The sequence below is a fragment of the Pseudomonas sp. GNP014 genome (assembly GCF_054344005.1).
In genome coordinates, this window is the sequence record NZ_JBTGUS010000001.1 from 3,642,428 (window position 1) to 3,665,975 (window position 23,548).

Below are 23,548 nucleotides of genomic sequence, written 5' to 3' on the forward strand. Positions count from 1 at the left end.
CTCTCCCAGAGGGAGAGGGGACTGACCGCGTTGTTTGTGATGAATACGGCGACCTGAAAGATCCATTTGAATTCAAAATCGGATTCAGCGCGGTGTCACAAGTCGGCGTAGCTCCCGAGCATCCCCCAATAGTTCTCTTTCCTGAAGGGAGAGGGGACTGATCGCGTTGTTTGTGATGAATACGGCCGCCTGAAAGATCCATTTGAATTCAAAATCGGATTCAGCGCAGTGTCACAAGTCGGCGTAGCTCTCGAGCATCCCCCAATAGTTCTCTTTCCTGGAGGGAGAGAGGACTGACCGCGTTGTTTGTGATGAATACGGCGACCTGAAAGATCCATTTGAATTGAAAATCGGATTCAGCGCGGTGTCACAAGTCGGCGTAGCTCCCGAGCATCCCCCAATCAGTCCCCTCTCCCTCTGGGAGAGGGCTAGGGTGAGGGGCTTTTGTGGGAAAAATGGAAGTCGCGAACGGCGTACAAAAAATACCGAAAAGTCCGAAAGAAGCGCTCATTGCGGCCGTTGAGCGCGGCTCTTATAGTCCCGGCTCGCAGAAAACTCTGCAACGATCTTGGCCGGTCGAATACAGAACCTGACCCTTTTGGAGTGAACTCTATGACCGACCAAGTAATGCCCCGCTTCCTCCCCATCGACACCTACGACGCCGAATCCCCGGTGCTCTTCCTCAACACCCACTCAGAACTCAGCGACATGGCCGCCTGTGCGATGCACCGGTTTGTGGTCGTGCGCGATCTGGCCGACACCTTTGCCAGTCTCAACCTCAAGGGTATTTCCGATTGTGATCTGACGCGGGTGACCAGCGCGGTGCATCTGTTGATGCGCGAGGGCTGTGCGATTCTGGATGTGATTCAGGCGCGGGCGGTGCAGCGGGAGGAGGCTTACAAGACGCCGGTTTAGCGGTGTAGCGGCTGTTGCTATCGCGAGCGGGCTCGCTCCCACAGCGGATCTTGGGTGAACACAATATTCGTGTTCGACACCGATCAAATGTGGGAGCGAGCCTACTCGCGAAAGGGCCGGTAAATCGTGTGCATCACTCCTTCACGCTCATGTATTCCTTGGCCCAGAGAATGTATTCCTCAGGCTGGGTATAGGTATGCGTCAACTCGGTCGCGCTCAAATCGGACGCCTGAGTAAAGATCTGCCGCTGTTCACGCAAGCTGTCATACGTCGCTTTGATCGCCGCAAAGTAAGCGCCATGCCCATCAATGGTCACGCGCACACCGAGTTCGGCCAGACGTTTGTCGTCGCGCAGCGCCGGGTTGCCATAGGTGACCAGCATCAGCGGCACGGTCAGGTGTTCGGCGATTTGCTCGAGCTGATCGAAATCCTGAACCCCGACTCATGCAAATCCCGTCGGCGCCCGCCGCCTGATACTGCTTGGTGCGGCTGATGATTTCCTGGTTGGGCAGAATGCCGGCATTGGTGCGGGCGATGATCGCCATTTCCGAATCGACCCGGGCTTCCAGCGCCGCACGGATTTTGCCGACGCCTTCGGCGACCGTGATCAGGTCGGTGGATTTGCGCCCGAATTGCGCGGGCAGCAGGGTGTCTTCGATGGTCAGGGCGGCGACGCCGGCGCGTTCCAGTTCGACGATGGTGCGCATCACGTTGAGGGCGTTGCCGTAGCCGTGGTCGGCGTCGGCGATCACCGGCAATTGGGCGACGCGACCGATACGAGTGGCCTGTTCGGCGAACTCGCTGAGGGTGATCAGGGCAAAGTCCGGAGCGCCCAGCACCTGCAACGAGGCCACGGAACCGCCAAGAATCCCCACTTCAAAACCCAGGTCAGCGGCGATGCGGGCGGACATCGGGTCGAACACCGAAGCCGTGTGGTAGCAGGTGTCGGAAGCCAGCAGCTGACGGAAACTACGGCGCAAATCTTGATGGGAAAGCCGGGTCATACGAGTTCCACCAATACAAAGGAATGGAAGGCTTGAGCAAATGTGTCAACGCCGAAGGATGAAAAGGCTATCACGCGAATGGGTCAAGGATCATGACGAATTTGCGAGGGTGACCTGGGAGGGGGGATTCTGCGCTGAAAGGATTCATCAGCGATCAACGCTATAGGAGGGGATTTACCTGTGGATACCTGATTGATCGGTGGCGAGGGGATTTATCCCCGATGGGCTGCGAAGCGGCCCCTGAGCCAATCACCTGCCTTCTTCAGCTCCGTCGCATTTACCGATTCTGCGACTGTTGTGCAGTGGAACCGGGATCAATTCCCTCGCCACAGGGAATCTCCTGGCAGATGACGATTCAGGCCGCGACCGCCTGCTGCTGTTGATTGGGCAGCATCACTGCGCGCACTGAATTGCCCGGTTGCAGTTGCAGGCGTTTGGCTGTGAGGCGGTCGATCACCAGGCTGCTGCCGACCCGACGGGCCCGCGCGACGGTGATGCGGCAGTTTTCCAGACGACGGTTGTGGATCAGCCACAGCGGCGCCTGCTCGTCCGGGGTGCCGAGGCTCAGGGTCAGCTCCAGGCTGTCGCGCACGGTGCGAATGCTGCGCACTGGCGCTTCGATCACCGGGCCACCGTCGAAAATGTCGATATAGCCCTTATGGGCGAACCCCTCGGCCTGGAGGATTTTCAGTGCCGGTTCGGTGTTGGGGTGCGCCTGACCGATGGCCGCTTGCGCCTGTTCGGTGAGCAGGCAGGTGTACAACGGCTGACGTGGCATCAGTTCGGCAATGAACGACTTGTTGCCCAGCCCCGACAAGTGGTCGGCATGGCTGAAGTCCATCTGGAAGAAGTGCCGGCCCAGACTGTCCCAGAACGGCGAACAGCCCTGTTCATCGGCGCTGCCGCGCAGTTCGGCAATCATTTTTTCGCCGAACAGGTGCGGGAACTCGGCAACGAACAACAAACGCCCCAACGACAGCAGGCGACCATTGCTGCCCTGACGGTGGTCATGCCCCAGAAACAAGGAGCACAGCTCCGACTGGCCGGTCAGTTCGTTGTTGAGGAACAGCGTCGGAATCTGCCGCTGAATGCCCAGGTCCGGGGCCGAACTGACTGTCAGCCCGACCCGATAGTTGTACCAGGGTTCGCGCAGGCCCACGGCCCCGGTCAAGGCGCTGACACCGACCACGCGCAGGTCGTCGTCTTCGAGCACGAACAGGTAGTCGGCGTCGGCACGTTCCACCTGTTCGGCAAACGCCCGTTGCGCCCAGCGTACCCGGTGGGCCAGACGCTCTTCGTTGGCCGGCAGGGTGGTAAACCCTGGGCCGGCCTGTTGCACCAGTGTCATCAAGGCTGGCAAGTCGCTGACTTTAACCGGGCGGACAATCATGCTGTAACTCCTTCTGCGCGCCTGCTCGGGCACTGTCGTTGGGTGCGAGACCGGGCGCGGTTCACAGGGCAATCAGGCGGATCAGGCTGCCGTCGGTCACATTCAGCGCCGCACACATTGCCGGGGTGAGGGCCAGCGGTTGATCGGGGCGGTAATCCAGTTCGGCGACAATCGCCCGGTAGCCGTGCAGCGAGTCGTTGCTCAGCAGGTAACCGCCGCGCGCATCAATGTGCGCCTGTTGCTGCACTTCAAGCGTCTGGCTGCGGGCGATCGACTGGATGTTCGCCGTGCGTGCATACAGGGTCGGGCCGGCATCGAACAGGTCGATGTAGCTGTTGGTTTCAAAACCTTCGCGCTCAAGAATGTCGAACGCTTCCTGGCCGTCCGGGTGAATGCGGCCAATGCATTGCTGTGCGGCGGGCGGCAGCATCGGCACGTAGATCGGATATTGCGGCATCAGTTCGGCGAGGAACGTGCGGCTTTGCAATCCGCACAGGCGCTCGGCTTCGACGTAGGGCAGGTCGAAAAAATGTTTGCCCAGCGCATCCCAGAACGGCGAGTGGCCGTTCTCGTCGCTGTAGCCGACGATTTCGGTGATCACCGCTTCGGCGAAGCGCGGCGCGTGGGCGGCGATGAACAGCAGGCGTGCCCGCGACAGCAACTCGGAAAACGGCGTGCGCACCAGTTCCGCGTCGATATGAAAACCGCGCAACAGGGTGTGATCGTTGAGGTCGTGGCACAGCGACAGCGCCGGTACACCGTGCTCGATGTTCAACTCCCGCGAGGCACTGGTGAAGTGGCGGTTGCGCAGACTGTAGAACGGTTCCTTGAAACCGGCGGTGGCGAGGATCTCCGAGCAGCCGAGCAGGCGTTGACTGTCGAGGTCTTCGAGCACGAAGAAGTAGTTTTCCGGCCCCGGTGCCGTGGCCTCGCTGGCAAACGAGGCGCAGGACGCGGCGATTTTATCGCGCAGGCGTTCACTGTCGTCCGGCAGCGACGTGACGCCGACCAGGCTATCGCGCGCCAATTGTTGCAATTGCGGCAGGTCGCCGGGTTCCACTGGGCGTAAGACCAGCATGGATGTACTCCTGTATCAAAAGGTCCGGCGAATTCGCCGAACCTGACTATCACTGTCGGTGTCCACGCGTTAAATCGGCGGTCGCCTGATCTGTTGTCAGACGCCGCTCTTTTTCTTGTCAGCCGTTGCTCGGGTCAGGCAGCGCGGTACTGGCGCCGAGCTTGTTGAGGAAGAACAGGTACACCAGGCCCAAAGCGATCCAGATCAGGCCGAGTTTCTGCGCATCGACGCCCATGTTGTACATGATGGCCGCGACGATGATGAAGCCGATCACCGGGCAGATCAGGTGACGCACGACCTGACCGGACTTTTGCCGACGCCAGTAGTAGTTGATCACCGTCAGGTGCAGCAGCATGAAGCCGCTGAGCGCGCCGAAGTTGACCAGCGAGGTCAGGGTGTCGACCGAGTTGATGAACAGGTAGCAAATCACCAGCGACAGCACCGCCACCAGATAAATGCTCAGGTACGGCGTGTTGTGTGTCGGGTGCACCTTGGCCAGCACTTTCGGCAACTTGCCGTCGCGGGCCATGCCGAACAGCAGGCGCGAGACCGCGGCTTGCGAGGTGATTGCCACCGCGACGCCCCAGGCCAGCGCGGTCGCCACCCCGGTCAGGGTCGCCAGCCAGCTGCCGGCGGCGATTTCGGCGATTTCATAGAACGCAGTGTCGGCGGACTTGAAGCCCATGCCTGCTGCCAGATCGGTGGCGATCCAGGTCTGTGCGACGAAAATCACCCCCATCACCAGCAATGTGATCAGCGCCGCTTTGCCGACGCTTTTGCCCGGATCGCCCTTGATTTCTTCCGCGAGGGTGGAAATCGCATCGAAGCCGAGGAACGACAGCACCGCAATCGACACCGCTTGCATCAGCAGGGCGAAGTTGAACGTTTCCGGGTGATACAGCGGCGCCAGGGTCAGCTCGCCGTTGCCGCCGCCGTGGTGCAGGGCGTTCCAGGCGTAGAACAAGAAAATCCCCAGCACCACCAGTTGCGCCAGCAGGAAGATGATGTTCATCCGTGCGGTGAAGGTGATGCCGCGCAGGTTGACGAAGGTGGCGCTGACCAGGAACGCCAGAATGAAGCCGACTTTCGGAATGTCCGGGTACAGGTGATTGAGCGCCATTGCTGCATAGACGTAGAGCAGTGGCGGAATCAGCAGGTAATCGAGCAGCATCAGCCAGCCGGCAATGAACCCGACGTGTTGATTGAGGCCGCGCTGTGCGTAGGAATATACCGAGCCGGCGATCGGAAAAGCCTTGGCCATGCTGCCGTAGCTCAACGCGGTGAACAGCATTGCCACCATGCCGATGATGTAGGCCAGAGGCACCATCCCGGGCGCCTCGGCATTGACGTAGCCATACACGCCGAACGGGGCGATGGGGATCATGAAGATCATCCCGTACACCACCAGGTCGGTCAGTGTCAGGCTACGTTTCAACTCCTGTTTGTAGCCGAACTCTTCTATTTCCATGAAGCGCAACTCCTTGTCAGCTTATCGAGCGTTTTTAGTTGTTATGTCGGTCCGTCATTTACAGCATCTGCAGTTTCTACAACATTCGTTACAGCAGTGGCGCCAGGCGCTCGGCCCACAAGGCCACGGCTTGCGGGCTGCGCAGCAGATCGTTGCGCACCTCGATCAGCACCGAATCCAGGCCGCGGGCATCGCCATGCACCGGCACAGTCATGTCGCCCAGCGGGTCGATCTTGTACGGCTGATTGCCGGCGACCTTCAGCGCAAGTTCGTCGAGGCCGTCGAGCACACGTTGCGCATAGGCTTTCGCCTGCCCGAACAACACGCCGATTTCCAGCGGTCGTGGCTGGCCGTAATACACCGGGGTAAAACTGTGAATCCCCACCACCCGTACCGGCTGGCCTTTGGCGATGCGGGCGTCGATCAACGTCTGCAAGCGCGCGTGAAACGGTTTGAACAGCGTCTGGCGGCGGTATTCGCGGCTGGCTTCGTCCAGCTCGCGGTTGCCCGGCACCTGGTAAATCTCGCTCTGCGCCGGAATGCTGTCCGGCGCATGGCGCGGACGATTCAGATCAATCAGCAGCCGTGAATAATTGGCGCTCAACAGTGTCGCCCCGAGTGTTTCCGACAGTGCTTCTGCCAGTTGCAGTGCGCCGATGTCCCAGGCGATGTGCTCGCGGGCGGCGGCATCGTCCAGGCCCAGATTGTTCAGGGCCTCGGGGATGTAGCGGCTGGCGTGCTCGCACACCAGGATCAACGGATGCGATGAATCTTCGCGGCTCAGGTTGTAGACCGGGCGGGTGTACAACCCCGACTCGGTGGATTCAGTACAGGCGTGCATAGTGCTCACACAGGTCAGCGGGCGAGAGCTGTTCCGTCAGCGCCAGTTCCTCGGTTTTAAGGGCGTGGTAGGTGTCGAGCAAAGGCTTGGGCAACCATTCATTGAAGGCTGCACTGTCACGCAGGCAATCCAGCGCCTGGGCCAGCGAGGCGGGCAGGGCAACGATGCCCCGGGCCTTGCGTTGCTCGTCGTTGAGTGAATCGGGAATTTCATCGGTGATGGCGTTCAGCGCCAGGCGCTGTTCGATGCCCAGCCGTCCGGCGATCAGCAGCGCGGCCATCGCCAGGTGCGGCGAGGCGGTGGCGTCCATGGCGCGGAACTCCAGGTTGAACTGGTTGGCCACGGGTTTGCCGCCGAGTGTCACGGTCGGGCAGATGCGCAGCGCCGCTTCACGATTTTGCTGGCCCAGACAGGCATAAGACGCACTCCAGTGATGCGGCTGCAGGCGCTCGTAGGACACCGGCGTCGGAGCGGTGAACGCACACAGCGCCGGCAGATAATGCAGAATCCCCGCCGCCCAATGCTGGCCAAGGCTCGACAAACCGTTGCTGGTGCCCGCGTCGTAGAGCTGCGGCTGCCCCGCCAGATCGAGCAGGCTGACGTGCAGGTGCACGCCGTTGCACACGGCATCGGCGGCAGTTTTCGGTGCGAAACTCAGATCCAGGCCCATTTGCCGGGCGATCTCACGGGTGATTTCGCGCACGTTCACCGCACGGTCTGCCGCCGCCACGCCAAGGGTCGGGCGGCAGGTGATTTCGTATTGATGCTTGCCGTATTCGGGCAGGAACATTTCTGGCTCGACGCCACCGGCGCGCAAGGCGCTGAGCAGCCAGCCGCCGAATTCGGCGCCCTGACGCTGGGCTTCGAGGGAAAACGCCAGGTGTTCGGCAAACCCGGCGTGCAGGTTGAATTCGTGTTCGAACGCGGCGTTGACCTGCAGGCCCAGTACGTCGCGATATCGTTCGATTTCGTCACGCAGCAACGTGCGCGGGCAGGCGCCCCACGGGCGGCCATCGGTTTCGCGGATATCACCGTGGATAAAGTCCAGCGCTGGCGCATCGGCGTCCGGGCCGTTGCCGACAGTGACGCGGCTGCTCAGGTCCGGAATCAGCCGCAGATCGCCATAGGCGCCCCACGGGTTGGTCGAGGCGATGACATCCTGCGGCGTCAGCGCACTGTTGGCCGGTACCCAGCCGCAGCCGGCGGCTTGATAATGCTCCAGCTCATCGGTGGGAAACGAGCGGCCCCGGGTAATGCCGATCAGGTCGGTGGTGACGATGGTGGTCATCGGCAGCGGCGTCAGGCGTGCACTCATGGGCGCATCTCCTGCAACCGGCCGAGCACGGTTTGCGTGTCGGTGATCCAGCAGTAGCCCTTGATCGCATTCAGGCAGGCGTCATGCCGCGCCGGGGTGTAGGTGGCGCAGGCGTCTTCGACCAGGGTCACCAGATAGCCACGGTCGGCGGCGTCGCGCACGGCCATGTCGACGCACTGGTCGGTGACAATGCCGGCGATGATCAAGTGACGGGTTTCGAGGTTGCGCAGCACGTAGTCGATGTTGGTCGAGTTGAACACCCCAGACGAAGTTTTCGGCAAGACGATCTCGTTTTCCACCGGGGTCAGGTCGTCGATGATCCGCGCCTGCTCACTGCCCTTGGGCAGGTGCATGTCCGACAGCTTGTGGTCCAGCGAGCGGTCGCGGCCGTCGGCGGTCAGGCTCTCGATGATGGTGTGCAGCACGTTCTGCCGCGCTTCGCGAAAGGCGCTGAGCAACCGGCGCTGGTTGGGCACCACCTGCATGTGGGTGCGGGTCAGGAAGTATTCGGCATCCGGTCCGTTCAGGTGCGGGTCGTACTGCGGCTCGAGCCAGGCACGCTGCATGTCCACCAGCAGCAATGCGCTGTGATCGGTGACAAACGGCAGATCCCGCGGCGAGCGATGGGGAAGGCTGAACATCCTTATTTATCCTCCAGCAGGTGGGTGTTGAAGTCGTTGCGCAGGGCGTCGATGCCTTCCAGGCGATCGGCCAGATCCGGGCTGCGCAGAGTCAGGCAGGCAATCAGCGCCTCGACCTGCGCCAGTGCCGGAACCATGGTGTCGAACGGCGAGGCCGACTCCACCGGGGCGCTGATGATCAGGTCGGCCAGTTCGCGCAGGGGCGAGGCGTAGATATCGGTGAACAGCACCACCCGCGCGTTATTGTGTTTCGCCGCGCTGGCGACACGCAGGGCCTGGGTCTGATAGCGGCGATAGTCGAACACCAGCACCACGTCCTGACGCTGCAGGTCGAACAGTCGGTCGGGCAATTGCGCGTTGTCTTCCAGGGCAAAACAGCCGGGACGCAGCAAGCGCAGGTGATTGAGCAGGTAGGTGGCCATCAGGCTGCTGAAACGCCCGCCAAAGCAGTACACCTGATGACGGGTATCCAGCAGCCAGTCGCTGAGGATGCGCACGTCTTCGGGCTGGGTCAGCGATTGGGTTTCGACCAGCAGGCGATGGCTGTCGCCCAGGTAATGGCTCCAGGCATCGTCCTTGTGCTGTTGCGCACGTGGCTGCAACAGAGTGCGCGGCGAGCGCAGGCGATGATCCATGTCGCTGAGCAACGCGTCCTGGAATTCGGCGTAACCACCAAAACCGAGTTTTTTGACCAGACGCACGATAGTCGGATCGCTGACACCGGCGTGTTCGGCCAGGCGTGCCATTGGCCCCAGGCCATTGCGCGGATACTGATCGAGCAAGGCGCGCACGACTTTGCGCTCTGATGGCGTCAGTTCGAGGCCAGGGTCAGTGATCAGGTCTCTGAGAGGGGGCATCCGGGCTCCTGCTGGATGGGGGGTGTCGAATTCGCTTCACAATCCGTTAAAACAGTATTTATGTAACTGACGCTACATGTCTAGTGAATTTTTCGCCATGTTGAACAGGCTCCAAAAGGGTGCGAAATGCCCGTGTAACAAGGCCTACATGAAAGTCGACCGGCTTTGTAGTCCGTTGCCCATGGTGGTGTCAGAGATTGCCGCTTTTGTAACATTACGAGCACGCTCCGGCGCGTTTTGTGTTGTCCCGCAGCCCGCGGTTTACGGCACAATTACCGACCCGTCGGCGTTGCGCCGTTGTTTTTCATGCCTCCTGAGCGAGCGATGCACCGTGCTGACCACCCGTTTGACTTTGATTTGCCATGCGCGAACCGTCGCACAAAAACTGGCGCGTTTTCCTACGAACGAGCCCGTTGAAAATATCGCGCTGGCGCCCGACGCGCTGGCCGCCCGCTACCCCCGGCCGCGCCGCTTGCTTTGCGGCCCCGAGTTGCGCACGCGCCAGACGGCCGCGTGGTTTGGTGCCGATGCCGACGTGGAGGACGCGTTGCGTGACTGCGATTGGGGCCGCTGGCATGGCCAGTCGATCAAGGATGTGCAGCGCGAGGAGGGCGAAGCGTTGCACGCGTGGCTCAGCGATCCACAGGCTGTGCCGCCTGGGGGGGAATCCGTTACGCAACTCGGCGCCCGGGTAGCGGCATGGCTGATGCAAGTACAGTCGGCGCCGGGCCATGTGGTCGCCGTCACCCATCCGTTCGTGGTCCGTGCGGCATTGATGCAGGTTGTGCAGGGCGCGGCGTTCAACGCAATTGATGTCGAGCCGCTGGCGTCGATCGAATTGCAGTTCAACGGTCGATGGCGGCTACGCTTGCCCGGCATAGACCCTGAGGGAGTGCTCTGATGAAACGACTACTGGTGATTGGCATCGGCGCCGGTCATCCGGACTACATCACGATGCAGGCGGTGAAGGCGCTGAACCGCGTCGATGTGTTCTTCCTCATGGACAAGGGCCAGAGCAAGGACAAACTGATCGACCTGCGCCGGGAGATCTGTGCGCGCTACATCACCGATCGTGCCTATCGCTTTGCCGAAGCCCACAGTCCGGAGCGCGAGCGCGGCGAGGTCGACTATATCGCCAGTGTCGATGAGTTGAATCGGCTGAAGCAGCAGACCTTCGAACGGCTGATCAATGATGAATTGTCCGACGGCCAGTGTGGCGGTTTCCTGGTGTGGGGCGATCCGGCGTTGTACGACAGCACGATCCGCATCCTGCAAGCCATTCTGGCCTCGGGCCGCTGTGCGTTCGAGTTCGAAGTGATCCCCGGCATCACCAGCGTGCAGGCACTGGCGGCGCAGCACAAAGTGCCGTTGAACTCGATCGGTTGCTCCGTGGAGATCACCACCGGTCGGCGGTTGGCGGCGGGGCAGGTGAGTGAGGCCGAGAGTCTGGTGGTGATGCTCGATGGCGAAGAGGCCTATCGGCGGGTGGCGGATCCCGCGACGTCGATTTACTGGGGCGCGTACCTGGGCACGCCGGACGAGATTCTGATCAGTGGCAAGTTGGGAGACGTGGCGGATGAGATTGAGCGGGTGCGCAAGGCGGCGCGGGCTGAGCATGGGTGGATAATGGATACCTATTTGCTGCGCCGGCCATAGTCCATTGGCGCCTCTGCCGGCCTTTTGGCGAGCAAGCCCGATCCCACGGGGAGTCAATCACCGCTAAAGCCTGTGGGAGCGGGTTTGCCCGCAAAGGAGCCCCTGGGATCACCTCAGGAAATTGCGTTGTCCCCACGCCCGAACCGCTCCCGATACACCGACGGCGGCACCCCCACCACGCTGCGAAACGCCACGCGAAAACTTTCCACCGAGCGATACCCGCAGCGCTGGGCAATCTGTTCGGTGTGCTGCGGTGTGCTCTCCAGCAACTCTCGCGCCCGCGCCAGCCGCTCATGCTGCAACCACGCCTTGGGCGACTGACCACTGGCCTCGGTGAACCGCCGCAAAAAGGTCCGCTCGCTCATCGCCGCCTCATTGGCCAGATCGCGCACCTCCAGCGGTTGGTGCAAGCGCTCGCGGGCCCACTGCATCACCCGTGACAAATCGTTGCGCGGCGTCGCGCTGACGGGGGCCGGAATGAACTGCGCCTGACCGCCGGTGCGTTGCGGCGACATTACCAGACGCCGCGCCACCGTGTTGGCGACCTGAGTGCCGAAGTCCCGCGCCACCAGGTGCAGGCAGGCGTCGATGCCCGCAGCGCTGCCAGCCGAGGTAATCAACTGGCCGGCGTCGACGTACAGCACGTCCGGATCGACTGCAATGGCCGGAAACCGCTCAGCCAGTTCCGTGGTGTAGCGCCAGTGAGTCGTGGCGCCGTGACCGTCGAGCAGGCCGCTGGCCGCCAGCACAAACACCCCGGAGCAGATCGACAGTAATCGGGCGCCCCGCGCGTGGGCCTGATGCAACGCGTCGATCAACGCCGGCGGCACGGCGGCGTTACGGTCGCGCCAACCGGGAATGATGATGGTACGCGCGTCGGCCAGCAGTTCCAGGCCACCATCTGCCAACACCTGAATCCCGCCCATGGCGCGCATCGGGCCTTGATCGACCGCGGCAATCGCATGCGTGTACCACGGGAAATCGAACTCCGGTCGGGCCAGGCCGAAGATCTCCACGGCGATGCCGAATTCGAAGGTACAGAGGCCATCGTAGGCCAGAATCGCGACCAGTCCTGGTGAGGTGTGCATTTGGCGGAAAATTCCCGGTGGGTGTCTTGTGCGCCACTGTAGCGCCGAGCGCCGGCTCGATAAAGTCTGTTCACACCCGTTCAGATAAAGGAGCAACACCTATGACCAGCCTGGTTCGCGACATTCCTGCCGCCCCCTCGGCCATTGCCCTGATGCATTTCAGCAACCGTCTGACTTTCGAAACCGATTGCTCCGACGTGTACAGCAGCCAGGAAGCCGGGGAAATCGACTTCGTGCTGGTTGATGTGCGTGGGCCGCTGGCGTTCGAGCGCGGCCATGTGCCGGGTGCGATCAACATCCCGACACGTCTGCTGACGGAACAAGGGTTGCAGGGCTACGCGAAAACCACCTTGTTCGTGGTGTATTGCGCCGGCCCGCACTGCAACGGCGCCAACAAGGCAGCGGTGAAACTGGCGGCGCTGGGTTACTCGGTCAAGGAAATGCTCGGCGGCGTCACCGGCTGGCTGGACGAAGGGTTCGAACTGAGCCTGCCGCACGCCGCCGGGAGTCCCGTCAGCTGCGCCTGCTGAAAGCACATGCAACTGTTGCCGAAGACGGCGATCTGTTGAACGGGCCAAGCGTTCCCACGCTCTGCGTGGGTATGCAGCCGAAAGTGTTCTGCCGCCCGAACCAGCGTTAAAAGATCGCAGCCTTCGGCGTCTCCTGCAGTTGATTTGTGGGCCGATCGAGGGCTTGTCCTACAGCCTTTGCACCACGACGGCGCAGCGGTTGACCCCGGTCAATCGCCTTGCCGAATTCCTGTAAGTATTTGTCGCTTAAAAACAATTTGCCCTGTGCGCGGCGCCATAGACTGCCGGCCACTTCGGTTTTTGCCGCCCATTGGCCATGACCGAACGCTGAATCGAAGCTGCCAATAAAAGCCTCCGCACACAGGAGTTATAAATGAAGAAGCTAGTGATGTTCGGTGCCCTGGCACTGTCGATGTTGTCCCTGACCGCCGTGGCCGAAGACGCCAAGCCGATCCGCATCGGTATCGAAGCCGGTTACCCGCCATTCTCGATGAAAACCCCTGACGGCAAACTCACCGGTTTCGACGTGGACATCGGTGATGCGCTGTGTGAACAGATGAAAGTCAAATGCACCTGGGTCGAGCAAGAGTTCGATGGCCTGATCCCGGCGCTGAAAGTGAAGAAAATCGACGCGATCCTGTCCTCGATGACCATCACCGACGACCGCAAGAAAAACGTTGATTTCACCATCAAGTACTACCACACCCCGGCGCGCTTCGTGATGAAGGAAGGTTCCGGCGTCAAGGACCCGCTGACCGAGCTCAAGGGCAAGAAAGTCGGCGTGCTGCGTGCCAGTACCCACGACCGCTACGCCACCGAAGTGCTGGTTCCGGCCGGCATCGAGCTGGTGCGTTACGGCTCGCAACAGGAAGCCAACCTCGACATGGTCTCCGGCCGTATCGACGCGATGCTGGCCGACTCGGTCAACCTGAGTGACGGCTTCCTGAAAACCGACGCCGGCAAAGGCTTCGAATTCGTCGGCCCGACCTACGAAGATGCCAAGTACTTCGGCGGTGGCGCCGGCATTGCCGTACGCAAGGGCGATACCGCCCTGGCCGAGCAGTTCAACAAGGCCATCACCGAAATCCGCGCCAATGGCAAGTACAAGCAAGTGCAGGACAAGTACTTTGACTTTGACGTGTACGGCCATTAATACGCCGTAGAAAAAAGTGGCCCGCGCACTGCGCCGGCCACTTTTTTTACGCTCTAATGGTGGCGAGAACCTTGTAGGAGTGAGCCTGCTCGCGATAGCGGTTTAGCATTCAACATCACTGTTGTCTGATATACCGCTATCGCGAGCAGGCTCACTCCTACAGGGGATCTGTGAGATCCGGTTTTCAGGAGATATCCCATGCAACGCATCGACCATGTTCTACCCTGGAGCCACCTGGGCAGCGAACGCTCCCTCAGTGTGTTCCGTTACGGCGCGGGCCCGCGCAAGGCCTACATCCAGGCCAGCCTGCACGCCGATGAACTGCCGGGTATGCGCACCGCCTGGGAACTCAAGCAGCGTCTGAACGCGCTCGAACAGCAAGGCCGTTTGCAGGGCGTGATCGAACTGGTGCCGGTGGCCAACCCGATCGGGCTGGACCAGCATCTGCAAGGTGCGCACATGGGCCGTTTCGAACTGGGCAGCGGCAAGAACTTCAACCGCGCCTTCGTCGAACTCAGCGCACCGGTGGCGGCGCGGATCGGCGAGCGTCTGGGCCGCGATGCCGAGGCCAACATCGCCTTGATCCGCCAGACCATGCTTCAGCTGTTCGATGAGCTGCCGGCTCCGGCTTCGCAACTGGAAGCCCTGCATCGCTTGTTGCTGCGCCACGCCTGCGATGCCGACATCACCCTTGATCTGCATTGCGATTTCGACGCCGCGATCCACCTTTACGCGCTGCCGCAGCACTGGCCGCGATGGCAATCGCTGGCGGCACGGCTGAAGGCTGGCGTGGCGCTGTTGTGTGAAGATTCCGGCGGCAGTTCGTTCGATGAGTCCTGCTCGACGCCGTGGCTGCGCCTGGCGCGGGCATTTCCCCAGGCCGCGATTCCACTGGCCAACCTCGCCACCACCCTGGAGCTGGGCAGCATGGGCGACACCCGGGTCGATCAGGCCCAGGCCAATTGCGAAGCGATTCTCGGTTTTCTCGCCGAGCAGGGCTTTATCAGCGGCGAATGGCCGACCGCGCCGGACGCGTGCTGCGAGGGCCTGCCGTTCGAGGGCACTGAATATCTGTTCGCGCCACACCATGGTGTGGTGAGTTTTCTGCGCAATGCGGGCGAGTGGGTCGAGCAGGGCGATGCACTGTTTGAAGTGGTCGATCCGCTGCAGGATCGCGTGACCACCGTGTGCGCCGGTACCAGCGGCGTGTTGTTTGCCATCGACCGTGGGCGTTACACCCAACCGGGGATCTGGCAGGCGAAAGTCGCGGGTCGGGTGCCGTTCCGGACGGGCAAGCTGTCCAACGACTGACAGATCTGCGGCGAATGCATTCGCGAGCAGGCGCGCCGCCACCTTGAAATGCGTTTCTCTGTGGGAGCGGGCTTGTTCGCGAAGGGGCCATCAGCAACATCGCCAAATCTGGATCCTGACCGCAGGGTGTCAGGCTCCCCCCGAACCGACACGTTGTGAGGAAGGCTTTATGTTGAAAGTATTTGCCCTGTTGACCCTGCTGGCGTCTTCCGCCGTCCAGGCTCAAGTCACGCTGCAATCCGATCTGCCGCTCAACTACCTCGAACAGGTTCACCCTGACGCCGAGTCGCGGCCGCTGGTGATTTTCCTGCACGGTTACGGCAGTAACGAAGCTGACCTGATCGGCATGAAGTTCCAGTTGCCGGCGCAATACAACTACCTGTCGGTGCAGGCGCCGATGGCGCTGGGTGAAGGTCGCTACCAGTGGTTTCGCAAGAAGGGCGAAGGTGCCTACAACGGCGAGACCGATGATCTGAAGGTCAGCGGCCGGAAACTGCGCGACTTTATCGCCCAGGCCGCGAAGAAATATCACGCCAGCCCGGACAAGGTGTACCTGATCGGCTTCAGCCAGGGCGCGATGATGACTTACGAAGTGGGGTTGCGGTCGCCGCTGGCGGTCGGTGGTATTGCGGCGTTGAGCGGTCGTTTATTGCCGGTGTTGAAGGGCGAACTGAAGGCCGGGCAACCCCCTCTGGCCCTGAACATCTTCATTGGCCACGGCACCGCCGATGATCGTGTGCCGTATCGCGATGGCACCGAGGCCAATGCGCTGCTGCAGAAGCTCGACTACAAACCGCAATTTCACGCCTATCCCGGCGTCGGCCACAGTATCAGTGCGGCCGAACTGCGGGATCTGAATGGCTGGTTGCAGCAGCTCAATCCTTGAGGAGGGTGGTGACCAGGGCGTCGTGACCTTTCTTGTCACTGGCACGGGAGATCACCTGCACCAGTGCCATTCTGGTGCCGGAGCCGGCCAGCAACGTGGTATTGAGCGTCTGCCCGCCGCCCTGGGTGGCGGTGCTGTCGACCTGCCGCACACCAAGGCCGGTGCCTTTGCGGGTCAGGCTTTTTTCGCTGAGCTTGTTGAAGTCCGGCAGCGCCTTGCTTTGGTCTTCAATGAACCGTGACACGCTGGCGTCGAGGAACTCACCGTCGTTGTCCTTGACGTTAACGCCTTCGGGAATGCGGTTTTCCGCGGTGATGACCACGGTTTTTGTGGCTTCGTTGGTGTACATCGTGCCGACGGCCCCGCTCGGACTGGCCGGCAGCGGATCGGCGACGAAGCCCTTGGGCAACACGAACGTGAACTTGCCGCCGAGCATCGAGACTTTCTCGGTGGCGGCTTTTTCCTTGGCCTTGGCTGCCTGAGCGTTGATGGCGCCGAGGCCGGCGACGGCCGCCAGCAACAGGACGACGGCTTTCTTGCTGAGCAATGACATTCGAATCTCCGGTGGATGGTCGCGCTAGGCGGGCGATCATCCCACGCAGCGCCTTATCACTCCAGCCCGGCCCGTCTGAACACCCGCGTCCTCGCCACAGGGGACGGGTTCAGGCTTGAGGGTGCGCTTGTCTGGGCGGGGCCGGTTTAGCCAGTAGCTTGCGGGTCACGCCGAGCATCGCCACCGCCACCGCGACACCCACGGCAAACCCACTCAGGCCCAGGCTCGGCAAGGTCAGCGCCGACACCAGGCAAAACGCCGAAAACGAATACATGCCGGTTGCCGTCGCCCGCAACAATGCGGCGGTGAATGCCGGCCCGCGGGTCTGTTGGGAAAACACCGCCATCACGCTGCCGAGCACCGGGAACACCGCGAGCAGGCCGCTCCAGCGTTCGCCGACCGTGCTGGCGAGCATCGTCACCAGCAAGGTCAGCGCCGCACCGGCGATCATCCGCCAGATCAATTTGTCCGACTTCGGCGCCGGGCCATTGAGTACCGGTTGCACCTTGGGAAACAGGTAGGGCGAGGACAGCAATGCGACCGCCGCGGCGGCCACGGAGAACGGCAGCGACGCCGGAATCAGCGATAACCCCCACGCGATCACGGTCCACACCGCCAATGAAGTCATCAGCGCCGAAGGCCAGTTCGCCCGTTGCGCGACCTGAGCGTAGGTGATGCAGAACGCAATCATCGCAAACATCGCCGACAACGCGGCCACCGCTGACTGCGCGGCAAACGCCGGGCCTTGTTCGATCGCGAGGAAAAACAGGATCGGCCCGACCACCACCGGCAACCCCGACAGCCACCCGGCCACGCTCGGCCCCCAGCGTTTGCCTGCGAGAGAAATCAGCAGCAGAAAACCGGGAATCAGCAGCAGTTTGAGGATCAGCACGCAGGTGTCTCCGTCCGGGTGAGTGGCGTTACGTTAGCATTGTCGACAATTGATTGCTGAATATGTACGCAAAATATGTATACAGGGTACGAGGCACGATCCCCGGCTATGCTCTGTCTATCAGGGCTTGCCGGAGTCGATATTGCAATGAACAGAACACCCAAGGTGCTGCGTGGATGTTGTGGCATCGGTTTATGGGCGTTATTGCTGACGCCCACCTGGGCCAACTGGCAGGACGCAGTGCCCGGCGCGCAGATCATCGGCACCGGCGATTTCAGCGTGTGGGGCTTCGACGTGTACAACGCGCGTTTGTGGAGCGCCGCGCGGCCGCTGGCGGACGGCCAGCCCTTCGCGCTGGAGCTGATCTATCGCCGCACCATCTCCCGCGATGACCTGGTCAAGGCCAGCGTCGATGAAATCAAACGTCTGGCAGGCAGCAGCGTCAGTCCCGCGCAATTGGCCGGCTGGCAGATTCAGATGCAGCAGTCGTTCGTCGATGTGCAGGCCGGCACACGAATTACCGGGGTGTACCTGCCGGGACAGGGCGCACGGTTTTTTGTCGGGCAACAGTTGCAGCATGAGATTGATGATCCGCAGTTTGCCCGGGCGTTTTTCGATATCTGGCTGGATCCGCGAACCCGCAGCCCCGAGTTGCGTCAACAGTTACTCGGTGTGAGTCGTTAAGAGCAAAAGATCGCAGCCCTTCAAGGCTTCGGCTGAAACGTCTAAGCTGCGTCTTTCCGACTTGTTTCTGGATGTGTGCGTGAAATTCAGTTTGCCCAAAATCGCCACCGCGCCGTTTTGCCCGCCGGAAGTGGCCGGCAGTGTGGCGGTGGATCCCAATGCCGCGTTCTTCAAACGCGTGCTGCGTTTCGCCGGTCCCGGTTTGCTGGTGTCGATCGGCTACATGGACCCGGGCAACTGGGCAACCGCCATCGAGGCCGGTTCGCGCTTTGGCTATAGCCTGTTGTTTGTGGTGTTGCTGGCGAGCCTGGCGGGCATGGTCGTGCAATGCCTGTGTTCGCGGCTCGGCATCGCCACCGGCCGCGACCTGGCGCAACTTTCTCGTGAGCGCTACAGCACGCCGACCGCGCGCTTGCAATGGGTGCTGGCGGAGATCTCGATCATTGCCACCGACCTGGCCGAAGTGCTCGGCTGCGCCCTGGCGTTTCACTTGCTGCTGGGCTGTTCGCTGACCTTCGGCATTGCCCTGACCGCGTTCGACACGCTGCTGGTGCTGGCCCTGCAAAACCGGGGCTTTCGCCGCCTGGAAGCGATCATGCTGGTGCTGGTGGCCACCATCGGCGTGTGTTTTTTCGTCGAACTGGTGCTGATCAAACCTTACTGGCCGGACGTCTTTCAAGGCTTCAAACCGTCACTGGCGGCGATCAGCGATGCGGCACCGTTGTACCTGGCCATCGGCATTCTCGGCGCGACGGTGATGCCGCATAACCTCTACCTGCACACCTCGATCGTACAGACACGCATGATCGGCCAAGACCTGGCGAGCAAGCAGGACGCGGTGAAGCTGGCACGCATCGACACCATCGGCTCGCTGGCGCTGGCGCTGTTGGTCAACGCGGCGATCCTGATTCTCGCGGCAGCGGCATTTCACCAGTCCGGACATACCGATGTGGTGGATATTCAGGACGCCTATCACTTGCTCGATCCGCTGGTGGGCGGGGCGTTGGCCAGCGTGCTGTTCGGTGTCGCACTGCTCGCTTCGGGGCAGAGTTCGACCTTCACCGGCACCATCGCCGGGCAGGTGATCATGGAAGGCTACCTGAACCTGCGAATTCCGTGCTGGCAGCGCCGTTTGATCACCCGCGGGCTGGCACTGATTCCGGCGTTCATCGGCGTGTGGCTGATGGGGGACAACGCGGTGGGCAAGTTGCTGGTGTTGAGTCAGGTGGTATTGAGCCTGCAACTGCCGTTTGCGCTGTATCCGCTGATTCGCATGACCAACGACCGACAGCTGATGGGGCCGTTTGTGAATCGCCTGCCGACCCGGATACTGGCGTGGGGCTTGTTTGCGGTGATCAGTGGGGCGAACGCGTGGTTGATTCTGCAGATGGCGGTGTGAACAGATGTTTTTGTGGTGACTGAAATGGCCCCATCGCTGGCAAGCCAGCTCCCACAGGGTTTGGGGGTGAACAAAGAATTTGAATCCACCCTCAATCACCGTGGGAGCTGGCTTGCCAGCGATGGGGCCATGAAAACCTACATAAAATCCAGGCAAAAAAAGACCCGGTGCAACGCCAGTCGCACCGGGTTTTTGTTGCCAGCGAGCAGCGGATGTCGTGGATCCACCGCCCGCCGTTGAACTCGATGTTTAAGCGCGTTCCAGCGCCAGCGCCACGCCCTGACCACCGCCGATGCACAAGGTCGCCAGACCCTTTTTCGCATCACGCTTGATCATCTCGTGCAGCAGGGTTACCAGCACCCGGCAGCCCGACGCACCGATCGGGTGACCGAGGGCGATGGCGCCGCCGTTGACGTTGACCTTGTCCAGATCCCATTGCAGATCCTTGGCCACCGCCAGCGATTGCGCAGCGAAGGCTTCGTTGGCTTCGATCAGGTCGAGCTGGCCGATGTTCCAGCCCGCCTTGTCGAGGCAGCGGCGGGTAGCCGAGACCGGGCCGATGCCCATGATCGCCGGATCAACGCCTGCGTTGGCATAGGCGGCAATTTTCGCCAGCACCGGCAGGCCCAGGGCCTTGGCTTTCTCGGCGCTCATCAGGATCACCGCAGCGGCGCCGTCGTTCAGCGACGAGGCGTTGCCGGCCGTCACGCTGCCGTCCTTTTTGAAGGCCGGGCGCAGTTTCGCCAGCGATTCAGCGGTGGTGTCGCCACGTGGTTGTTCGTCAACCTTGAACGCGACAGGATCGCCTTTGCGCTGCGGAATCAGGATCGGGGTGATTTCATCGACAAAGCGGCCGGCCTCGATGGCGGCAGCGGCTTTCTGCTGCGAGGCTGCGGCGAAAGCGTCCTGTTGCTCGCGGCTGATCTGGTATTTATCGACCAGGTTTTCCGCGGTGATGCCCATGTGGTAATCGTTGAACGCATCCCACAGACCATCGCTGATCATGGTGTCGACCATTTGCGCATGGCCCATGCGCAGACCGGTGCGTGCGCCCGGCAGTACGTAGTTGGACAGGCTCATGTTCTCCTGACCGCCGGCGATGATCACCTCGGCGTCACCGCAACGGATCGCTTGCGCGCCCAGGTGCAGGGCCTTCAGGCCCGAACCACAGACCTTGTTCAGGGTCATGGCCGGTACGGCGTGGGGCAGGCCGGCCTTGATCGCGGCCTGACGCGCCGGGTTCTGGCCGGCGCCGGCAGTCAGCACCTGGCCCATGATCACTTCATCGACCTGGGCACCGTCCAGACCGGTTTGTTCGAGCAACTGGCGGATCACCGCCGCGCCCAGATCCACCGCGGACACGCTGGCCAGGGAGCCCTGGAAACTGCCGATCGCGGTGCGCGTGGCGGCAACAATTACGACGTCTTGCATTTTCGAATTCCTCACTGGGCAGCGAACTGCATTTCCGGTACGTGATCCGGGACGATCAGTTTACCAGCGGTTTTGGCGACGATTTCCTCGACGCTGACGCCAGGTGCGCGTTCCTTGAGGACAAAAGCGCCATTTTCGATTTCCAGATAAGCGAGGTCGGTCAGCACGCGCTTGATGCAACCGGCACCGGTCAGTGGCAGGCTGCATTTGGACAGCAGTTTGGATTCACCGTCCTTGGACGCGTGGGTCATGATCACGATGATGTTGTCGGCCCCGGCCACCAGGTCCATGGCGCCGCCCATGCCCTTGACCAGCTTGCCGGGAATCATCCACGAGGCGATGTTGCCTTCGACGTCGACTTCGAACGCCCCCAGCACGGTCAGGTCGACATGCCCGCCGCGGATCATCGCGAAGGATTCGGCGGAGTTGAAAATCGACGCCCCGATACGTGCGGTCACGGTCTGTTTGCCGGCGTTGATCATGTCGGCATCAATGGTTTCTTCGGTTGGAAAAGGCCCCATGCCGAGCAGACCGTTTTCCGATTGCAGCATGACTTCCATGCCTTCGGGAATGTAGTTGGCGACCAGGGTCGGAATGCCGATGCCAAGGTTCACGTAGTAGCCGTCCTGCATTTCGCGGGCGACGCGCTGAGCCATTTGTTCGCGGGAAAGTGCCATGTTGTTGTTCTCCGTCTGGGCTTCAGTTATTTGCGGATGGTGCGCTGTTCGATGCGTTTTTCGAACGTGCCGCAAATGACCCGGTCGACGTAGATGCCGGGGGTGTGGATCTGCGACGGATCCAGCTCGCCGGGTTCAACGATTTCTTCGACTTCAACCACGGTGATCTTGCCGGCGGTGGCAGCCAGCGGGTTGAAGTTCTGCGCGGTGTGACGGTAGATGACGTTGCCGAAATGGTCGGCTTTCCAGCCTTTGACGATGGCGAAGTCGCCGGTGATGGACTCTTCCATCAGGTACTTGCGCCCTTTGAACTCACGCACTTCCTTGCCTTCGGCCACTGGGGTGCCGACGCCGGTGGCGGTGAAGAAGGCCGGAATGCCGGCGCCGCCGGCGCGCATTTTCTCGGCGAGGGTGCCTTGCGGGGTCAGGATGACTTCGATCTCGCCCTTGAGCAGTTGCTCTTCGAACAGCTTGTTTTCGCCGACGTAGGAGGCGATGACTTTGCTGATCTGGCGATCGGTCAACAGCACGCCGAGGCCGAAACCGTCGACGCCGCAGTTGTTGGAAACCACAGTCAGGTCGCGGGTGCCTTTGCGCTTGATCTCGGCGATCAGGTTTTCCGGAATGCCGCACAGACCGAAGCCGCCGGCGATAACGGTCATGCCATCTTCCAGCCCGGCGAGGGCTTCCTCGTAGGAACTCACGCGCTTGTCGAAACCTGCCATATGCACCTCTTTTATTATTTGCGGGCGGCTGGCTAGCCGAATGACTGGAGTGTCTCGCTGGTGGATATATTTGTTAAGTTGATTTTTAAGGTTGATTGATAGATAAAACTCAATAATTCGTCGCGTTATAGCTTGCAGCTTGACGCCTGGAGCTTACAACTGGAGCGAAGCGACATGACCATCAAGCAGATCCGTGCCTTTCTCGCCGTGGCCCAGAGCCTGAGTTTTGCGGTGGCCTGCGAGCGCCTGCACCTGTCGCAATCGGCGTTGAGCCTGACCATCAAGGCGCTGGAGGAGGGCCTCGGCGGGCGCCTGTTCAGCCGCAATACGCGCAACGTGGCGCTGACGGCGGAAGGTGAATCCCTGTTGCCGCTGGCCCGGCGGCTGATTGCCGACTGGGACAACGCCGAAGACGAAATGCGTCAGCGCTTCAGCCTGCAACGCGGACGGGTGACGCTGGCGGCGATGCCGTCGTTCGCCGGCAACCTGCTGCCGCCGATCCTCAAGACGTTTCGTGCGCGCTATCCGAACGTCAACGTGACGGTCAACGACGTGATCAACGAGCAGGTGCTGGAGATGGTCCGCGATCGGCAAGTGGAGCTGGGCGTGGCGTTCGAGCCGATGCAAAGCACCTCGATGACCTTCACGCCGTTGTACAGGGATCGCTTCGTGGCCGTGGTGGCGCAGGATTCGCCATTGGCGGCGCGCACCGCTATCGACTGGCAAACCTTGCTGCAGCAGCCGTTCATCACCTTGCAGCGGCCATCGACAGTACGAGTGATGCTCGAAGAACACTTGCAGGCGCGCGGCCTGAAATTGCCGGTGGAGTTCGAAAGCCATCAGTTGGCGACGGTCGGGCGCATGGTCGCCAGTGGCCTTGGTGTCAGTGCCGTACCGGCGTTGTGTGCCGAGCAGATGCAAGAACTGGGTGCCCGTTGCCTGACCCTGGATGACTCGGTGGAGCGGGCGATCGGCGTGTTGACCGAACCCGGAAATGAACTGTCGGCGGCGGCACAGGCGCTGTTCGATATCCTCAAGGCTGAGCACTGAAGCC

23 protein-coding genes and 1 pseudogene are annotated in these 23,548 nt (G+C 61.6%); 10 read left to right on the forward strand and 14 right to left on the reverse strand.

The window, feature by feature from the left end; all coding sequences use genetic code 11:
* Positions 1 to 612 precede the first annotated feature (612 nt).
* Positions 613 to 915 (forward strand): hypothetical protein, encoded by a 303-nt coding sequence (locus ACXX9E_RS16375; RefSeq protein WP_123467568.1) that lies wholly within the window; start codon positions 613 to 615, stop codon positions 913 to 915.
* Between the two features lie 133 nt (positions 916 to 1,048).
* On the opposite strand, the pseudogene ACXX9E_RS16380 reads toward ACXX9E_RS16375, so the two are convergent.
* The 8 genes and pseudogenes from ACXX9E_RS16380 to ACXX9E_RS16415 form a co-directional block, all read right to left on the reverse strand.
* Positions 1,049 to 1,919, reverse strand: a pseudogene (locus ACXX9E_RS16380) (oxaloacetate decarboxylase).
* 355 nt (positions 1,920 to 2,274) lie between these two features.
* On the reverse strand, positions 2,275 to 3,309 hold the full coding sequence (gene aruG, locus ACXX9E_RS16385) for an arginine N-succinyltransferase (RefSeq protein WP_123467572.1): 1,035 nt from the start codon (positions 3,307 to 3,309) through the stop codon (positions 2,275 to 2,277).
* Positions 3,310 to 3,370: 61 nt separating this feature from the next.
* Positions 3,371 to 4,387, reverse strand: coding sequence for an arginine N-succinyltransferase (astA, locus tag ACXX9E_RS16390; protein WP_123467574.1), 1,017 nt, complete (start codon positions 4,385 to 4,387; stop codon positions 3,371 to 3,373).
* 118 nt (positions 4,388 to 4,505) lie between these two features.
* The gene (locus tag ACXX9E_RS16395) at positions 4,506 to 5,855 is read right to left on the reverse strand and encodes an APC family permease (protein ID WP_128615882.1); all 1,350 of its coding nucleotides are present in this window, start codon (positions 5,853 to 5,855) and stop codon (positions 4,506 to 4,508) included.
* An 88-nt stretch (positions 5,856 to 5,943) separates the two neighbouring features.
* On the reverse strand, positions 5,944 to 6,696 hold the full coding sequence (locus tag ACXX9E_RS16400) for an N-formylglutamate amidohydrolase (RefSeq protein WP_222833207.1): 753 nt from the start codon (positions 6,694 to 6,696) through the stop codon (positions 5,944 to 5,946).
* The gene (locus ACXX9E_RS16405; RefSeq protein ID WP_123467580.1) at positions 6,680 to 8,011 is read right to left on the reverse strand and encodes a type I glutamate--ammonia ligase; all 1,332 of its coding nucleotides are present in this window, start codon (positions 8,009 to 8,011) and stop codon (positions 6,680 to 6,682) included. The genes ACXX9E_RS16400 and ACXX9E_RS16405 overlap by 17 nt, the downstream gene beginning before the upstream one ends.
* The gene (locus tag ACXX9E_RS16410) at positions 8,008 to 8,652 is read right to left on the reverse strand and encodes a cysteine hydrolase family protein (RefSeq protein WP_123467582.1); all 645 of its coding nucleotides are present in this window, start codon (positions 8,650 to 8,652) and stop codon (positions 8,008 to 8,010) included. The genes ACXX9E_RS16405 and ACXX9E_RS16410 overlap by 4 nt, the downstream gene beginning before the upstream one ends.
* Before the next feature lie 2 nt (positions 8,653 to 8,654).
* A complete protein-coding gene (locus tag ACXX9E_RS16415) occupies positions 8,655 to 9,509 on the reverse strand; it encodes a MurR/RpiR family transcriptional regulator (RefSeq protein ID WP_123467584.1) in 855 nt (284 codons plus the stop codon).
* A 148-nt stretch (positions 9,510 to 9,657) separates the two neighbouring features.
* Between ACXX9E_RS16415 and ACXX9E_RS16420 the strand changes: the two genes are divergently transcribed.
* Both ACXX9E_RS16420 and cobF read left to right on the forward strand, forming a co-directional pair.
* Positions 9,658 to 10,410, forward strand: a complete 753-nt coding sequence (locus ACXX9E_RS16420) for a histidine phosphatase family protein (RefSeq protein WP_458555725.1) — start codon at positions 9,658 to 9,660, stop codon at positions 10,408 to 10,410.
* A complete protein-coding gene (gene cobF, locus ACXX9E_RS16425) occupies positions 10,410 to 11,165 on the forward strand; it encodes a precorrin-6A synthase (deacetylating) (RefSeq protein ID WP_267795506.1) in 756 nt (251 codons plus the stop codon). The genes ACXX9E_RS16420 and cobF overlap by 1 nt, the downstream gene beginning before the upstream one ends.
* Before the next feature lie 113 nt (positions 11,166 to 11,278).
* On the opposite strand, the gene ftrA is transcribed toward cobF, so the two are convergent.
* Positions 11,279 to 12,253: a transcriptional regulator FtrA gene (ftrA, locus tag ACXX9E_RS16430; protein ID WP_458555726.1), complete on the reverse strand. Its 975-nt coding sequence runs from the start codon at positions 12,251 to 12,253 to the stop codon at positions 11,279 to 11,281.
* A 101-nt stretch (positions 12,254 to 12,354) separates the two neighbouring features.
* Here ftrA and ACXX9E_RS16435 point away from each other — a divergent pair, with 101 nt between their 5' ends.
* The 4 genes from ACXX9E_RS16435 (at position 12,355) to ACXX9E_RS16450 (ending at position 16,133) form a co-directional block, all read left to right on the forward strand.
* Complete coding sequence (locus ACXX9E_RS16435; RefSeq protein WP_458555727.1) at positions 12,355 to 12,783, forward strand: rhodanese-like domain-containing protein; 429 nt, start codon at positions 12,355 to 12,357, stop codon at positions 12,781 to 12,783.
* A gap of 373 nt (positions 12,784 to 13,156) precedes the next feature.
* A complete protein-coding gene (gene aotJ, locus ACXX9E_RS16440; RefSeq protein ID WP_123467594.1) occupies positions 13,157 to 13,936 on the forward strand; it encodes an L-arginine-binding protein AotJ in 780 nt (259 codons plus the stop codon).
* A 198-nt stretch (positions 13,937 to 14,134) separates the two neighbouring features.
* Positions 14,135 to 15,247, forward strand: a complete 1,113-nt coding sequence (locus ACXX9E_RS16445) for a succinylglutamate desuccinylase/aspartoacylase family protein (RefSeq protein WP_447808445.1) — start codon at positions 14,135 to 14,137, stop codon at positions 15,245 to 15,247.
* Positions 15,248 to 15,416: 169 nt separating this feature from the next.
* Entirely contained in the window at positions 15,417 to 16,133 is a 717-nt protein-coding gene (locus ACXX9E_RS16450; protein ID WP_322374275.1) for an alpha/beta hydrolase, read from the forward strand.
* On the opposite strand, the gene ACXX9E_RS16455 is transcribed toward ACXX9E_RS16450, so the two are convergent.
* Both ACXX9E_RS16455 and ACXX9E_RS16460 read right to left on the reverse strand, forming a co-directional pair.
* Positions 16,123 to 16,686, reverse strand: a complete 564-nt coding sequence (locus ACXX9E_RS16455) for a DcrB/PsbP domain-containing protein (RefSeq protein ID WP_123467599.1) — start codon at positions 16,684 to 16,686, stop codon at positions 16,123 to 16,125. The two genes, ACXX9E_RS16450 and ACXX9E_RS16455, sit on opposite strands and share 11 nt — an antisense overlap.
* Before the next feature lie 109 nt (positions 16,687 to 16,795).
* Complete coding sequence (locus ACXX9E_RS16460; protein ID WP_186747377.1) at positions 16,796 to 17,578, reverse strand: hypothetical protein; 783 nt, start codon at positions 17,576 to 17,578, stop codon at positions 16,796 to 16,798.
* A gap of 147 nt (positions 17,579 to 17,725) precedes the next feature.
* On the opposite strand from ACXX9E_RS16460, the gene ACXX9E_RS16465 reads away from it, so the two are divergent.
* Together ACXX9E_RS16465 and ACXX9E_RS16470 are read left to right on the forward strand one after the other, a co-directional pair.
* Entirely contained in the window at positions 17,726 to 18,262 is a 537-nt protein-coding gene (locus ACXX9E_RS16465) for a chalcone isomerase family protein (RefSeq protein WP_186747379.1), read from the forward strand.
* Positions 18,263 to 18,341: 79 nt separating this feature from the next.
* Entirely contained in the window at positions 18,342 to 19,661 is a 1,320-nt protein-coding gene (locus tag ACXX9E_RS16470; protein WP_186747381.1) for an Nramp family divalent metal transporter, read from the forward strand.
* A gap of 249 nt (positions 19,662 to 19,910) precedes the next feature.
* Here the strand turns inward: ACXX9E_RS16470 and ACXX9E_RS16475 are convergent, their stop codons facing one another.
* From ACXX9E_RS16475 to ACXX9E_RS16485, 3 genes are read right to left on the reverse strand one after another with little or no spacing between them, the layout of a single operon-like run.
* Positions 19,911 to 21,092 carry an acetyl-CoA C-acetyltransferase gene (locus tag ACXX9E_RS16475; protein ID WP_186747384.1) on the reverse strand — a complete coding sequence of 394 codons (1,182 nt, stop codon included), beginning with the start codon at positions 21,090 to 21,092 and terminating at the stop codon, positions 19,911 to 19,913.
* An 11-nt stretch (positions 21,093 to 21,103) separates the two neighbouring features.
* Positions 21,104 to 21,769: a CoA transferase subunit B gene (locus tag ACXX9E_RS16480; RefSeq protein WP_025111273.1), complete on the reverse strand. Its 666-nt coding sequence runs from the start codon at positions 21,767 to 21,769 to the stop codon at positions 21,104 to 21,106.
* A gap of 26 nt (positions 21,770 to 21,795) precedes the next feature.
* Positions 21,796 to 22,494, reverse strand: a complete 699-nt coding sequence (locus ACXX9E_RS16485) for a CoA transferase subunit A (protein ID WP_103306907.1) — start codon at positions 22,492 to 22,494, stop codon at positions 21,796 to 21,798.
* 174 nt (positions 22,495 to 22,668) lie between these two features.
* On the opposite strand from ACXX9E_RS16485, the gene ACXX9E_RS16490 reads away from it, so the two are divergent.
* Positions 22,669 to 23,544 (forward strand): LysR family transcriptional regulator, encoded by an 876-nt coding sequence (locus ACXX9E_RS16490; RefSeq protein WP_123467609.1) that lies wholly within the window; start codon positions 22,669 to 22,671, stop codon positions 23,542 to 23,544.
* The last annotated feature ends 4 nt before the right edge of the window (positions 23,545 to 23,548 follow it).